Source organism: Priestia aryabhattai B8W22 (genome assembly GCF_000956595.1).
GTDB lineage: Bacteria > Bacillota > Bacilli > Bacillales > Bacillaceae_H > Priestia > Priestia aryabhattai.
In genome coordinates this window covers 54129-68000 of the sequence record NZ_JYOO01000015.1, presented here as the reverse complement: position 1 = coordinate 68000, position 13872 = coordinate 54129, and the positions used below count along the sequence as shown (strand labels likewise).

The 13872-nt window shown below is 39.0% G+C and carries 13 protein-coding genes and 1 riboswitch; of the genes, 9 read left to right on the top strand and 4 right to left on the bottom strand.

Translation table 11 applies throughout. The annotated features are described in order from the left end of the window. Nucleotides 1-245 precede the first annotated feature (245 nt). The 4 genes from N178_RS13410 to N178_RS13395 all read left to right on the top strand — a co-directional run bounded on the left by N178_RS13410 (nt 246) and on the right by N178_RS13395 (nt 2803). Nucleotides 246-1091 carry a patatin-like phospholipase family protein gene (locus tag N178_RS13410; protein WP_045292788.1) on the top strand — a complete coding sequence of 282 codons (846 nt, stop codon included), beginning with the start codon at nt 246-248 and terminating at the stop codon, nt 1089-1091. Nucleotides 1092-1108: 17 nt separating this feature from the next. Beyond that, nucleotides 1109-1303, top strand: coding sequence for a hypothetical protein (locus N178_RS13405; RefSeq protein ID WP_013055990.1), 195 nt, complete (start codon nt 1109-1111; stop codon nt 1301-1303). A 147-nt stretch (nt 1304-1450) separates the two neighbouring features. Beyond that, on the top strand, nt 1451-1777 hold the full coding sequence (locus N178_RS13400; RefSeq protein ID WP_013082248.1) for a hypothetical protein: 327 nt from the start codon (nt 1451-1453) through the stop codon (nt 1775-1777). A 312-nt stretch (nt 1778-2089) separates the two neighbouring features. Continuing rightward, nucleotides 2090-2803 (top strand): cell wall hydrolase, encoded by a 714-nt coding sequence (locus N178_RS13395; RefSeq protein WP_045292786.1) that lies wholly within the window; start codon nt 2090-2092, stop codon nt 2801-2803. A 25-nt stretch (nt 2804-2828) separates the two neighbouring features. Here N178_RS13395 and N178_RS13390 read toward each other — a convergent pair whose 3' ends face one another. Beyond that, on the bottom strand, nt 2829-3188 hold the full coding sequence (locus N178_RS13390; protein WP_045292784.1) for a YueI family protein: 360 nt from the start codon (nt 3186-3188) through the stop codon (nt 2829-2831). A gap of 675 nt (nt 3189-3863) precedes the next feature. On the opposite strand from N178_RS13390, the gene N178_RS13385 reads away from it, so the two are divergent. The 5 genes from N178_RS13385 (at nt 3864) to N178_RS13365 (ending at nt 6958) form a co-directional block, all read left to right on the top strand. Further along, entirely contained in the window at nt 3864-4160 is a 297-nt protein-coding gene (locus N178_RS13385; RefSeq protein ID WP_045292782.1) for a hypothetical protein, read from the top strand. Nucleotides 4161-4390: 230 nt separating this feature from the next. Continuing rightward, the gene (locus N178_RS13380) at nt 4391-5689 is read left to right on the top strand and encodes an NCS2 family permease (protein ID WP_045292780.1); all 1299 of its coding nucleotides are present in this window, start codon (nt 4391-4393) and stop codon (nt 5687-5689) included. 171 nt (nt 5690-5860) lie between these two features. After that, complete coding sequence (locus N178_RS13375; protein ID WP_045292779.1) at nt 5861-6235, top strand: cytochrome-c oxidase; 375 nt, start codon at nt 5861-5863, stop codon at nt 6233-6235. Between the two features lie 204 nt (nt 6236-6439). Continuing rightward, complete coding sequence (locus tag N178_RS13370; RefSeq protein WP_045292778.1) at nt 6440-6703, top strand: hypothetical protein; 264 nt, start codon at nt 6440-6442, stop codon at nt 6701-6703. A gap of 48 nt (nt 6704-6751) precedes the next feature. Then, nucleotides 6752-6958, top strand: a complete 207-nt coding sequence (locus N178_RS13365; protein ID WP_013055999.1) for a hypothetical protein — start codon at nt 6752-6754, stop codon at nt 6956-6958. Nucleotides 6959-7015: 57 nt separating this feature from the next. On the opposite strand, the gene N178_RS13360 is transcribed toward N178_RS13365, so the two are convergent. The 3 genes from N178_RS13360 to N178_RS13350 all read right to left on the bottom strand — a co-directional run bounded on the left by N178_RS13360 (nt 7016) and on the right by N178_RS13350 (nt 13475). Beyond that, nucleotides 7016-7813: a Cof-type HAD-IIB family hydrolase gene (locus N178_RS13360; protein WP_045292776.1), complete on the bottom strand. Its 798-nt coding sequence runs from the start codon at nt 7811-7813 to the stop codon at nt 7016-7018. A 379-nt stretch (nt 7814-8192) separates the two neighbouring features. Continuing rightward, nucleotides 8193-11636: a methionine synthase gene (gene metH, locus N178_RS13355; protein WP_045292774.1), complete on the bottom strand. Its 3444-nt coding sequence runs from the start codon at nt 11634-11636 to the stop codon at nt 8193-8195. Beyond that, nucleotides 11637-13475, bottom strand: coding sequence for a bifunctional homocysteine S-methyltransferase/methylenetetrahydrofolate reductase (locus N178_RS13350; protein ID WP_045292773.1), 1839 nt, complete (start codon nt 13473-13475; stop codon nt 11637-11639). It abuts the gene before it with no gap. Between the two features lie 107 nt (nt 13476-13582). Next, a riboswitch (SAM riboswitch) is annotated at nt 13583-13689 on the bottom strand. Nucleotides 13690-13872: the final 183 nt, after the last annotated feature.

Here is a 13872-nt window from a genome sequence, read left to right as displayed (position 1 = left end):
AAAATAGTAAAACTAGTTAGCGTTTTCTTTTTTACAATTTTGCCTTAAAACTGGGAATTAGTAAAGAGTTTTTTGAAAAAACATAAAATAAAATTGAAAAAATAAGTAAAATGTGCTTTGAAATAAAAGGAATTGGTTGCTTTAACGAAAGAGAGAAGCAGGACAGTTCCATCTTTGTTCATCTTTCGTTATAATAAACGAGGTATAATCTTGTCATAAATTATAAGAATTAGAAGGTGTAGAAATTGAAAGATACTGGACTCGTGCTCGAAGGAGGCGGTATGAGAGGCCTTTATACAACTGGAGTTTTAGATTACTTTATGGAAAGAAATCTATACCTTCCGTATGTAATTGGCGTTTCAGCCGGCGCTTGTCATGCCACTTCTTATTTATCTAGACAAATAGGAAGAAGTCGCAAAGCTAATTTAGATTTTTTAGAGGATCCTCGCTACTTGTCGTGGAAAAATTATTTTAAAACAAAAGAGATATTTGGCATGGATTTCGTTTTTGATGAAATTCCTAATCAGCTTCTTCCATTTGACTTTGAGGCATTTGCTGAGCGTACAGAGAAGCTTGTAGTAGGAGCAACGGACTGCGTAACAGGAGAACCCGTTTATTTTGATGAGTATGACCGGGACATTTTGACAGCGGTTCGCGCTTCTAGTTCCCTTCCATTTTTAGCACCTGTCGTTACATATAAAGGAAAAGAGCTGTTAGACGGAGGAATCAGTGATCCGATTCCAATTAAAAAAGCAGTGCAAGATGGATATAGAAAAAATATTGTTGTGCTAACGCGAAACGAAGGATATCGAAAAAAGAAATCAAATATGCTTTGGTTATTGAAGCGCAAATATCGTCATTATGATGGGCTGACTCGTGCGCTTGAGAACCGCTATAAATTGTATAATGAAACATTGTCATATATTGAAGAGCAGGAAAGACAGGGGAATATCTTTGTGATTCGTCCGCAAACCCCTCTTGTAGTAGGGCGAATTGAGAAGAATCGTGAGCGTCTCGACGCTCTTTACAACCAAGGATATAAAGAAGCTGAAGCTCAATTTGTATCTCTCCAAAATTGGCTGAGCAGTTAAAAACGAGGTGAAACTGAATGGATGAACAAACAGCAATAAATATGTTGAATGAGTTAAGTGAAGGAAAAGTAACCGAAATTAAAGTTAAAAAAGAAGACTTTCTTGCTTTTCGCCCTTTTTTAGTAAATCGCCCTGATTTCAAACATTTTCGTGGAATAGCCGGACGCGGTGGCGATTTCACCTATACGTATCTAGAAATTCCTAGGAGCTAAACGAAATGATGGCATTATTTGATTATGCCTTATATAATGGATGTATGAGCCTGTACAGTAGAGAATATACTGTTACAAGTGCTTGTGCGTTTATTTAGCAACGTACGGTAAGAGCAAATAAACGTGTTTAGTTATAGGAGGGATATTATGGATGAGTTTCGAAAAAGTACAGCACCTTTTTATTTTGCAGATCATATATGGAAAGATAAAAATGGAATGACGACTTATGGGATGCTGTTAACGAACCGGCCCGAAGATGACGGGGACTATGACCTCCATTCGTTATTAGAAGAAGCATATGTAGATCATAAAAAAATTCTAATTACTACTGTTTACGACAACAGTGAACAGCAGTTGACCGGATACGTGATACATTTATCAGATGATCAAGACGTCTTTACGTTTATGGATGATACGGGTGCTAAGCTAGTGATTGATTTCTATGATGTTGTAGAAATTGAGATCGAAGATTAAAAAGAGCTGAATGTTGATTACAACATTCAGCTCTTTTGTGTAAAAGTAGATAAAATTAAATGTTTATCATAAGAACTATAAGGGAAAAACGAATGAAGAAATTTCTGATTAAACTGAAATAAAGCGGGAAAATATACCTGCATTTTAGAAAAATTACCGTGATTATGACAAAAAATAAGGTACAATGTCATATTTGTGTTGCGAACGTAATTTTGTTCATCAAACTTAAAGAAATGTAATTGAATCGTTCGGTGAAACCCCTATATATCTATGATAGAGTAATACCATACGAAATTTCAGGAGGTATTACCTATGAAACATAGTTATATGAAATCAATGGTAGTAGCTTGTTTAGCTACTCTTTCATTTATAGGTTTTAATGCAACAGCTACGGCTGCAACTAATTATAAAGTAGTCAAAGGCGATAGTCTTTGGAAGTTAGGTAAAAGATATAGTGTAACAATTGACGATATTAAAAAATTAAATAATCGTCAAGGAGATATGATTTATATTGGTGAAACATTAGCTATTCCGAGTAAGACAAAAGTGCTGGCTGCTGAAACAACGGAACCTTCAACGGCAGAACCTGCTAATACGGCTAAGCCAGAACCAAAACCAGAAGCCAAACCTGCAGACCAGGAAACCCCTGCAGTTTCGATTTCAGCAAGTGAAAAAGATTTATTAGCTCGCTTAGTAGAAGCTGAAGCAAAAGGCGAATCGTATGAAGGAAAAGTAGGAGTAGCAACAGTGGTGTTAAACCGTGTAGATTCTCCGAAGTTTCCAGATACGGTAACAGGAGTGATTAAACAGGTTGTCGGAAAAGCATACGCTTTTTCACCGGTCCAAAATGGATCAATTAACAAACCTGCTTCAGAAGATTCGAAAAAAGCAGTAGAACAAGCGTTGACTAGAAAAGATCGTTTAGACGATTCTATTTACTTTTATAATCCAAAAACAGCTACCGATAACTGGATTCGTTCACGTGCGGTAATTAAAACAATTGATCATCATGTATTTGCCAAATAAAAAAGAGCCGTTCTGGCTCTTTTTTTTAGTCTAAAAAGATATCGCGTTCCAGACTGCCTTCAGAGCCTGTTAAAACTAGACCAATGTCGGTATCAGCTTCTAGGTTCTGAACGATGGTAAAAGGCACTTTATGTTGGTTAGCCGCTTGAATATAAGGGGAGAGGTATGAATAAGACAAGGAGCCATTTAAAAACAAATGACCGTCTTTCACTTTTTTTAAAAGAGTCTTTATTTTTGCCGTATCCTTTTTCATGACTTGCCCTTTTTTTAGTGCAAGTTCAATATTCTCACGTAAAGCAGTTAAGAAATATCTTCTTTCGTCTCTTTTTGTTTCCTTTGCTCCGTACATTCCTCGTTCTAAGTATTCTTCTAGTTGATCAGACATTACGCCACTTCCTTTCGTTATAAACTATAAACGATTATGACTATAAGTAAAAGGGACAGGAAAAAAGGAAAATCACTGTGCTATATCACCTGTTTTTTTGCTGAGTACAAAGAAAAACAAAAAATGTGTTGAAATTTAGCCTGAAATATTGTTTAATGTAAATAGATAGAAAATCATATCGGTTTTTTATTAAAGGTTTGTAAGCGATTACAGATATACATACATAGCAGCGTTTGGGGAGACGCTCCTATGATTTTATGTTCAAAGCGCATTGTATAAAAAGGGGATTATATAGCTTTAGGGCATATACGGTCAAGCAAAGGGTCAGATAAATTAATAAAAAATCGCTATGTATTTTCATAAGAAGAACGGTCAACATTTTTGTTGAGCGTTCTTTTTATGCGTTCCTATTATGTTTATTTCTCATTGCAGCAGCTGCTGCAAATTATAAAGGTGCATTCCTCGTTTCATCTCTCTTATTTTACATAAGTTACATGTAGTATGTTTCAAGGCCTTAAAAAATATATGTTTGTACGCTTGTTTAATCCTAACGAGGTAGTAGAAAAGGAATATTTTTTAAGAAATCACAAAAAAAGAGGCGATTGCCTATGCAAGAAGTAGGTGAATAACATATGTAATAAAGAGAATGAAATATAATTTGAGGAGGCATTTATCATGCAAGAATTTGATATTAATGACATAAGAAGACCATTCGGTGGTTTTGGAGGCTTTGGAGGCTTTGGTCGTCCAGGATTCGGTTTCGGTCGTCCAGGATTCGGTTTCGGTCGCCCAGGTTTTGGTTTCGGCCGTCCTGGTTTTGGCTTCGGCCGTCCGGGGTTCGGCTTTGGCTTTGGAGCTCCATTTCTTGGAGGATTAGTTCTTGGAAGTGCATTAGCAGGTCCAGGTTATTACGGTTATCCACCACCATATTATTATCCGCCGTACCCACCATATTACCCTTATTATTATTAAAACAATGAGCGCTGATAAAGCGCTCTTTTATTATGTCCAGTCCAAGGTATATATAGAATGAATGGAAGACGCTGCGTTTAGAAAATGATAACAGTTTTAAATAAGGAATGAACGCTTAAGCTAAAGGAGACAAGTTTTCCTTGCAACAATTGTTGATTTTGCTATAATAACTTCGGTGGCATTTTTGGTCACTGGGTGGGCGAGGGATAGATGAAAAGAAGGAAATTAGATTGAACGCATTATTTGAAAAGTTGTTTCGTTTAAACGACCACCAAACAACTGTCGGAAAAGAAAGCTTAGCTGGGGTCATTTCATTTCTTTCCATCGTGTATATTATTGCTGTTAATTCAACCATTTTGTCTGATGCCGGTATTCCGCTTGAAGCAGGAATATTCGCAACAGTAGCTTCGGCTTTTGTAGGCTGTGTTATTATGGCTTTTTGGGCAAATGCGCCTCTTATTCTGGTGCCAGGTATGGGGATTAATGCATTGTTTACGTATACGATGGTTCAATCAATGGGGTTATCTTGGCAAGAAGGGTTATTAGCAGTAGTGATATCCGGCTTTCTTTTTACAGCATTAGCTTTTTCACGACTGTCTGCCAAAATTGTCTCTTCGATTCCGCATTCGCTAAAAGAAGCGATAACAGTCGGTGTCGGCTTATTTTTAACGTTTATCGGTTTGCAAAAAGGAAAGCTTGTAGTTCCAAGCGAAACCACTTTTGTAGCACTTGGAGACTTGTCAGATCCGTTTGTTATCAGTACGCTGCTGACGTTAATCATCACAATCGTACTGTTTATCCGAAATGTGAAAGGTAACTTTTTGTTAAGCATGATTGCTGGATCAGTCCTTGCCTTCTTACTTGGTGTAAGAAGCGGTGCAGAAAAAGGACAGTCCGCTGCGAGCGTGAACGACTTTTTTAGCAGCTTTGGCACATTGTCTTTTGGGGCTATTGGAGACGTTGCATTTTGGGCAGCTGTCTTTTCATTAACAATGGTATTGATTTTTGAAAATATCGGTTTGCTGCACGGTCAGCTAGGTATGATGAATCAAGATAGCAAATTTCCGCGGGCCTTTCAAGCAACAGCCGCCTCAGCGTTGCTAAGCGGCGTGTTTGGAACAAGTCCAACGGTGTCTTCTGTAGAAGGAGCATCTGGTATTGCAGCTGGAGGGCGAACGGGTTTAACATCGCTTATTACAGGAGTTTTATTTTTAAGTTCACTTCTGTTTATTCCATTTATCAAGCTGGTTCCAGATAGTGCTATTGCACCTATTCTCATTGTTATTGGAGCATTGATGATTCAAAATATCAAAAACATCAATTTACAGGACTTAACAGAAGGTTTCCCTGCATTTTTAATTATTGCGCTTATTCCTCTTACGTACAGCATTGCTGATGGAATTGCATTTGGGTTCATTGCGTATCCACTGCTTAAATTATTCCTTGGTAAAATGCGTGAAGTATCGATGTTTATGTATGTAAGCGCGCTGTTGTTTTTCTTGAATTTTGTGCTGCATTATATTGCTTAAAATAGACAGCTGAGTATTTTTGCTCAGCTGTTTTTTGTGTTTGCGGTAAAGAATCCTCTTTTTAGATATCATACTCCGTATTTCGTGTCCTTTGGCTAACTTCCGCTTCTAAAATGACGTTTCCTGCGTAAAGTAGTACAGAAGTCGGAGGGGATATAAGGGGAGAAAACGATGGGAATTAAATTAATTAAAATATCAGCCGTTTATTTTGGAATTGGCATCATATTGGGGTATTATATGTCGATTGTTCACAGCTACGCTTTGACACCTGTTCACGTGCACATCAATTTATTAGGATGGACGTCGCTTACGTTAGCCGGACTTATTTATTATTTGTTTCCTGCGTTTAGCGAAAGTAAATTAGCCAAACTGCACGTATGGCTGCATAATATAGGATTACCGGTCATGATGATTGGTCTATTTTTCATGATCGTACTAGAAAATCAAGCTTTTACCCCCGTAGTGGCAGTAGGAGCAACACTTACGGCTATTGGCGTTTTAATTTTCGTATATCACATCCTTAAAAATCTGAAATCTGAACGATAAACGAAGAAAGTCGTTAACGATGGTTGCTAATTTCAAAAGGAAAAAGAACCAGCTATAGCGAATATACATGTAAACAAAGTGAAAGTGTGATTTACATAAAGGTGTGCTAGGCATCTTTATAAGGAGGGGTAAGCTGCAGGGATTTCTAGCTCTTATAAAAGCCAATAAAAGGGCTGATTATAAGTTTCTTGCGGCGGAGATACTATGGGAGAACATCAACAATTAGTGCGTGTTAGGGAGCTAGCAAATGAAATTATTCGACTTCGTCTTCAAGACCGTACGACTTATGACGAATTAGAGTTGCAAAATAATGTAGAGTTGTTGTCTCGTTCTGTGGTTGACTTAGTAAACATTATGTTAGCCGAAGATGTGGATTCGTCTACGTCTTTAAAAGCTACAGCTTCTAAAATGAAAATGGTGTATAATAACATGCATCAAACTGAGAAAAAAGATTATTTGCATTTCTAACTGCTAGGCTCCTTTTCGCCACAAACGAAATGGAGGTGTACGAGGCAGATGCTATCGTCACTAACGACTTCTGAAGCTATTGTAGCATCCGTTCTTGCACTGGTTGTCATTGCCGTTTCCATTATCTTTTTTGCCACTCTTATTATGGTTGTTGTTCGACGAGAAAGAATCAGCAGCTTGGTTAATCACGGAGAGCATGCAGATGGGAAGCAAAAAAGCTTAGGTGAATTTTTTCGTTCTTTGCGAAAAAAATAACTACCGTTTTCTTATTAAATAGATAAAAGCGGTCAATTTAAACGTTGACCGCTTTTTTTAGGTTGGTTGCTTATTTTTTTCTAAAACAATACGCGCTGCTTCACTAACCGATGACACAACAGCAGAGGCGTGGCGCTGAACAGCTTCAGGAGCTGTAGCCATAGCGAAACTGTTCGGCGTTAATTGAAACATAGGAATATCATTAAATGAATCCCCCACACAGGCAATTTCCTCTGGTTTTAGCTGAAGATGACTTAATAAAATTTCAATGGCATTTCCTTTGCTGATATGTTTAGGCATAATATCCAAACACTGCTTGGCAGAAATATATGTATCAATATAATCACCAAACTCTTCGTTCACTTCTTTTTGCAGAGCTACCATTTCATCATGATCTCCAAGAACCGTGATTTTAGATGGAGAAAGAGCGTGACCAAATGAATCCGTCATTTCAATTTGTTCTTCGATAGGGAAAAACATGTGAGTTTCAATTGCTTCAATAATTTCATTTCGCTGTTCTACATAATTGGTGTCGTTTGAACAGACAAGCGTAATACGGTTAGGATCTATCGTTTTTTTATAAAGTTGAACCGCTAAATCATCTTCAAACACTTTTCTATGAAGTTCTTGATTTTCTTTGGTCCACACAAATCCTCCGTTTTGGCTAATGCGATGGAATGTATTATTAATATCGGTAGAAATTTTTAAAATTTCCGTATCCATTCGTCCAGAAGCAAGACAAACCTCTACTCCTTGGCGCTGAAGTTCACTAAGTGCGTCTGCATTATGCTGTTCTACGTATTTTTCTTCGTGTAACAGAGTGCCATCTAAGTCGCTTACAAATAATTTAATCATTTCTTGAAAATTCCTTTCCCTGAAAAATTTTCCGTGATAAGAGTGTTACAATTTATTACATTCCTTATTCTATCAGTGTTTCCCAAGAAACTCATAAAAAAAGCTCAAACCGGCGGTGAATTCAAAGAGATTAAAGCATAACTACATCAATTTTTCCCGCAGGAGTCTTCGCTTTGCCCTCCAATCAACAGCTAGAAACAGCTACATGAAATCTAGTTCACCATCACAATGAAAAAATCCGAACGGAGTGGATTCTCAATCAAGAATCTGGATTTACCGTTCGGATCTTTCTTCAACTAAAATATATTTGTCGCAGGCGCTTTTTTGGGTTTGTTCACTGTTAAAAAACAGCCGCGGTCTAAAAGACCGCGGCCATGTTTTACAATACGTTAAAATACTTCGCTTCAGGATGTGCAAAAACAAGGGCTGTAACAGAAGCTTCGGGTTCCATCATGAAACCGTCTGTTAACTGAATGCCGATGTCTTCAGGTTTAATTAATTTAAACAGTTTTGCTTGGTCTTCAAGGTCTGGACATGCAGGATATCCGAATGAAAAACGCTGACCTTGGTATTTGGCTGAAAAACGCTCCGCCATTGTAAAATCAGGCGAATCGGGGAATCCCCAGCGGTCACGAATTTGCTGATGAACACGTTCTGCTAATCCTTCAGCTAGTTCAAGCGCAAGAGCTTGGAACACGTGACTCTTTAAAAACTCGCCGTTTTCTTTAAATTTCGCCGCGCGTTCGCGAATGCCCGTTCCTGCTGTTACAGAGAAGAAACATACATAGTCCATCTCGTTTTCTTTAGGCTTTGCAAAATCAGATAAGCACAGGAACTGTCCTTTTGCTTGTCGTGGGAAGGTAAAACGTTCAATTTCTGTTTTTTCATCAGCAGGATCATAAATAATTAAATCATTTCCGTCTGCTTGAGCAGGGAAGAACTGATAAATAACCGCTGGTTTAATTAAGTTTTCTTTTAGTGCCAGTTCGAGCAGGTCATCAACGGTTTCTTTTAATTGAACAGCACGCTCGTCTTTTTCAGCAAGCAGCTTATTCACTTTTCCTTTTAGTCCTAAGTGATGGCCTAAAAGCATCTGCCAGTTAATATACGGAAGAACCTGTGCCAAATCGTAGTGTTTGACAACGTGCCGCTTTAAATCAGCCGGTACAAAAACAGGAGCGTCCGTTGAAATAGCGGATCTTTCTAAAACAGCCGTAGCTGCTTGAGCGGTTTGAGGCTGGCGTTCTCGAACCGTTACTTTCTTTTCTTGCCGCGTTTTTAAATCCGCTAAAAGCTGAATAACTTCCTCTTTGTTCTGCAGTTTATTTGCTAACGCTAATCCGTCCATCGCATCTTTGGCGTAGAGGACCGCACCTTCATATTCCGGGGCAATTTTAAAGTCAGTAAATTTACGGGAAAGGGCAGCGCCTCCTACCATAATTGGAACATCAATGCTTGATTGTGTTAAGTCTTGTGCAGTCAAAACCATTTGCTGAGCTGATTTTACTAGAAGACCTGACAGGCCAATGATGTCTGGCTTTTCGTCTTTTACTGCTTCAATCAGCTGCTGCGGCGTTACTTTAATCCCTAAATCAATTACTTTAAAACCATTGTTGCTTAAAATGATGTCTACTAAGTTTTTACCGATATCATGCACGTCGCCTTTAACCGTTGCAAGAATCACTTTGCCTTTTCCAGAATCATTTTCAGTTGCTTCCATATGAGGTTCTAAAAAGGCAACGGATGCTTTCATAACTTCCGCACTTTGAAGCACTTCTGCTACAATCAACTGGTTGTCATTAAACAAACGTCCGACTTCCGCCATTCCCTCCATAAGCGGTCCGTTAATAATATCTAACGGATCATCATATTGAGCTAAAGCCTGTTCTAAATCAGGAAGCAATCCTTCTTTTGTACCTTCGACAATATACATTGCCAATCGTTCTTCGAGTGTTAACGTAGAAATTTCTACTTTTGCTTCTTTCTTTTTATCACGATAAAAGTCGGTAAACGTGCTTAGCGTTTCATCAGTTGTGTTAAATAATAACGCATTAGCAAGCTCAATTTCAGCTTCTGGAATAGAAGCATAGCGCTCTAATTTTTCGGTATTAACAATGGCATAATCGAGTCCAGCCTGCGTACAGTGATAAAGGTAAACGGCATTCAGTACTTCACGTCCGACTGGAGGAAGACCGAATGACACATTACTTACGCCAAGAATGGTCAGGCAATCAGGCAGGGCTTCTTTAATCATTTTAATTCCCTTAACTGTTTCTTCAGCAGAACCAATATATTGTTCATCACCGGTCCCTACAGGAAACACAAGAGGGTCAAAAATAATATCTTTTGGATTAAAGCCATGTTTTTCAACAAGCAAATCATGTGAGCGTTTAGCAATCTCTACTTTTCGTTCTGCAGTAACGGCCATGCCTGTTTCATCGATTGTACCGACAACCAGAGCTGCACCGAATTTTTTTACTAGCGGTAAGATTGCATCAAAACGCTCTTCACCATCTTCTAGGTTAATGGAGTTAATAATAACCTTACCTTGTGAGTACGTTAAAGCTTTTTCAATAACTTTCTCGTCGGTTGAATCGATTACAAGAGGAACCTTCACTTTTTTTACAACTTCTTGAATAAATTCCTCCATGTCTTCCATTTCTTCACGGTCTGGATCTGCTAAGCAAATATCGATAACGTGAGCACCATTTTTAACTTGAGCACGCGCAATTTCAGATGCTTCTTCAATTTTTCCTTCCGCAATCAGACGCTTGAACTTGCGAGAACCGATTACATTCGTACGTTCTCCCACAAAAAGAGGGCGCATAGAATCGTCATATACAAGTGGTTCAATACCGGTGACAGCATGGTTATGCTCGGAGCGATCAAGCGAACGAGGCGCAACCTCTTTTACCGCTTCAGCCAGTGCTTTAATATGAGCAGGCGTTGTACCACAGCATCCGCCTACAAAGTTCAGCCAGCCTTTATCAGCAAACCCTTTAATTTTTTGAGCAAGCAGCTCAGGGGATTCATGATAATTGCCTTCTTCATCCGGAAGTCCAGCGTTTGGATAACAGCTAACTGCTGAAGTAGCTAGGTTTGAAAGAGAGCGAATATGATCTGTCATAAATTCAGGGCCTGTCGCGCAGTTAAGTCCGACTGAAAGAGGCTTCATGTGTTCCAGTGATAAGTAAAAAGATTCGATATCTTGACCAGCGAGAGTTGTTCCCATAGGCTCAATTGTTCCTGAAATCATAATTGGAACTTCTATTTTTAGTTTTTCAAACGCCGCTGTAATACCTAAAAATGCGGCTTTTACGTTCAGCATGTCTTGGCAGGTTTCGACTAGAAGTAAGTCAACGCCGCCGTCTAACAAACCCCGAACTTGCTCTTCGTACGATTCTACTAGCTCAGGGAATGTAATACCTCCGGTAACAGAGAGAGTTTTAGTGGTAGGACCGATAGCTCCAGCTACGAACCTAGGCCATTGGGGAGTTGAATATTTATCGCGGGCTGCACAAGCAAGCTTCACAGCTTCGATATTCAATTCATACGCCAAGTGGCCTAAATCGTATTCATCAAGTACGGTAGATGTTGAGCCAAACGTATTGGTTTCAATGATGTCAGCACCTGCTGCAAAGTACTCTTCATGAATGCGCTGAATCACATGAGGCGCTGTACGGGTCAAATATTCGTTACAGCCTTCATATTCTTCGCCGCCAAAATCTTCAGCGGTTAAATCAGCATCTTGAATCATCGTTCCCATTGCTCCATCGATGACGAGTATTCGCTTCTTTAGTTGTTGTTCGATAAGTGAGCTCATTTATATCTTCCTTTCTGATGTAACGAGTTGCTTGTCATGAATATAGCGTGTTAGAATTTCGGTCATTTCATAGCGCATAAACGGCGTAATTAAGTAAATACCGTCAAATAACTCATATGCTGTATCAATTAAGTTTTTTGCAATCGCAAGGCCTTCGACTTCGCCGCGAATCCGGTCATTTCCCGTTGCGTCCATGCGTTCTAGAATATCTTCTGATAATTTAATTCCAGGTACTTCATGGTGAATAAATCGAGCATTTCTTGCGCTTGTTAACGGCATGATCCCGATGTATACCGGTGTTGTTAAATGTTTGGTTGCTTCATATACCTCTTCAATTTGCTTAGTTGAATAGAGAGGTTGAGTAATGAAATAGTGAGCCCCGCAGTCGATTTTCTTTTCCAAACGCTGAACGGCTCGGTCTAAGTGACGCACGTTTGGGTTAAAGGCAGCTGCAATGGAAAAATTGGTTTTTTGACCAAGCGGTTTGCCGGAATAAGATAGTCCTTCATTAAACTGAGCAATTAAACTAATCAAGTCAAATGAAGATAAATCGTAGACCGAAGTGGCGCCAGGGAAATCGCCAACTTTTGACGGATCACCGGTAATTGCAAGCACTTGATTCATTCCTAACGTATGAAGTCCCATTAAATGAGACTGAAGTCCAATTAAATTTCGGTCGCGACAGGTAATATGAATAAGCGGTCGTGCTTTTGTTTCTTGCTGCATCAGTGTTGCCATTGCTAAGTTGCTGATGCGAGGTGAGGCTAGAGAATTATCAGCTAATGTAATAGCATCTACTCCGACTTTATCAAGTGCTTTTGCGCCTTCTAAAAATTTCGTCGGACCAAGCTGTTTAGGAGGATCTAGCTCAACGATAACCGAGCGGCGTTTCTTCACAATTTCGTGCATATGAGGTTTATCCTGCTGCTCACGCTCTTGAACCGTAACGGCTGGTCTCATTTTAACGACTTTGCTTGTAATCGGAGGCAGGTCTTTTAAAGCAGACGACATTGCGCGTACGTGAGCTGGTGTTGTACCGCAGCATCCTCCAATTAAGCGAACCCCTTGTTCGCGGAATAAACGCGCGCTTTCTACAAAGTAGTCTTCATTCGTTTCATATTCCAGCTTTCCTTCCACATACGCCGGAAGGCTGGCGTTAGGGTAAGCAGATAAGAAAGCACGATCGGGAAGCGGTACTTCTTCAAGAGACTGAATCATATGATAAGGACCTAAACGGCAGTTAAGTCCGACAACATCTGCTCCTAACTCTTCTAATTCTTTTAATGCATCTGCTAAAGGACGGCCATCTTGCAGTACGCCGATATCATGCAGGGAAACGTGGGTAATAATAGGCTTATCCGTTTCTTTTCTCGCCAGGGTAAGAACGGTCTTTAATTCTTCAAAATCATAGTATGTTTCAAATAAAAGGCCATCCACGCCTTCATTTAAAAGCCAAAACATTTGTTCACGAATGCTTCGCTTAACCTCTTCTAAACTAATAGCGTTTTTTTGGAAAGAACGAATTCCGCCGAGTGTACCAACTACGTAAGCCTGATCTTTTGCAGCTTGTTTCGCTAATTTTACACCAGCAACATTGATATCTTTGACTGAATCTTCTAATCCATAACGGGCAAGTTTTTGATAATTAGCAGCGTACGTATTTGTTTGAATAACGTTTGCACCAGCTTCTACATAGGCTCTGTGAATACGAGAAACCTCTTCTGGTTTGGTGATGTTTAGTTCTTCAAAGCAGCTGTCAATACCGTGTGAGTAAAGGAGGGTACCAGTGGCACCATCCCCAATTAAAATTTTAGACTTTAAATCTTCAAGTAACCCCATGTCAAAACCTCCTTAAATTGTTCCGCTTCTATTTCACGAGTGATTCGTTTTATGCAATATGCCGATAAAATAGAAAAAGTCTTCTTAAGAAGAAGACTTTTTTCGCCTTCTTATCTTCCAAGCAATAAATTGCTTGCTGGATTTAGCACCATGTCTCTAACGACTGGTTGCTGAGGTTTCAAAGGGCCAGTCCCTCCACCTCTCATGATAAGAATCAATTGTATATAATTGAAACATATTTTTTTAAATAGAAAGAATACTTATTTAATAATTTATCTGATTTTTAGAAATTATACAACAGTAAATTGTGAATTTCCAGCAAATATTGAGGAAAATTTAAAAGCTAAAGGGAAAATATCCGTATATTTTGTTTGAAAATGACTGTTATGTTAGGGGT

Excerpts from the sequence above, each read along its gene's own strand:
- N178_RS13370 (WP_045292778.1), top strand. The coding sequence starts at position 6,440 with ATGGGAGAACATCAACAATTAGTGCGTGTTAGGGAGCTAGCAAATGAA.
- N178_RS13395 (WP_045292786.1), top strand. The coding sequence starts at position 2,090 with ATGAAACATAGTTATATGAAATCAATGGTAGTAGCTTGTTTAGCTACT.
- N178_RS13385 (WP_045292782.1), top strand. The coding sequence starts at position 3,864 with ATGCAAGAATTTGATATTAATGACATAAGAAGACCATTCGGTGGTTTT.
- N178_RS13390 (WP_045292784.1), bottom strand. The coding sequence starts at position 3,188 with ATGTCTGATCAACTAGAAGAATACTTAGAACGAGGAATGTACGGAGCA.
- N178_RS13405 (WP_013055990.1), top strand. The coding sequence starts at position 1,109 with ATGGATGAACAAACAGCAATAAATATGTTGAATGAGTTAAGTGAAGGA.
- N178_RS13375 (WP_045292779.1), top strand. The coding sequence starts at position 5,861 with ATGGGAATTAAATTAATTAAAATATCAGCCGTTTATTTTGGAATTGGC.
- metH (WP_045292774.1), bottom strand. The coding sequence starts at position 11,636 with ATGAGCTCACTTATCGAACAACAACTAAAGAAGCGAATACTCGTCATC.
- N178_RS13400 (WP_013082248.1), top strand. The coding sequence starts at position 1,451 with ATGGATGAGTTTCGAAAAAGTACAGCACCTTTTTATTTTGCAGATCAT.
- N178_RS13360 (WP_045292776.1), bottom strand. The coding sequence starts at position 7,813 with ATGATTAAATTATTTGTAAGCGACTTAGATGGCACTCTGTTACACGAA.
- N178_RS13350 (WP_045292773.1), bottom strand. The coding sequence starts at position 13,475 with ATGGGGTTACTTGAAGATTTAAAGTCTAAAATTTTAATTGGGGATGGT.
- N178_RS13365 (WP_013055999.1), top strand. The coding sequence starts at position 6,752 with ATGCTATCGTCACTAACGACTTCTGAAGCTATTGTAGCATCCGTTCTT.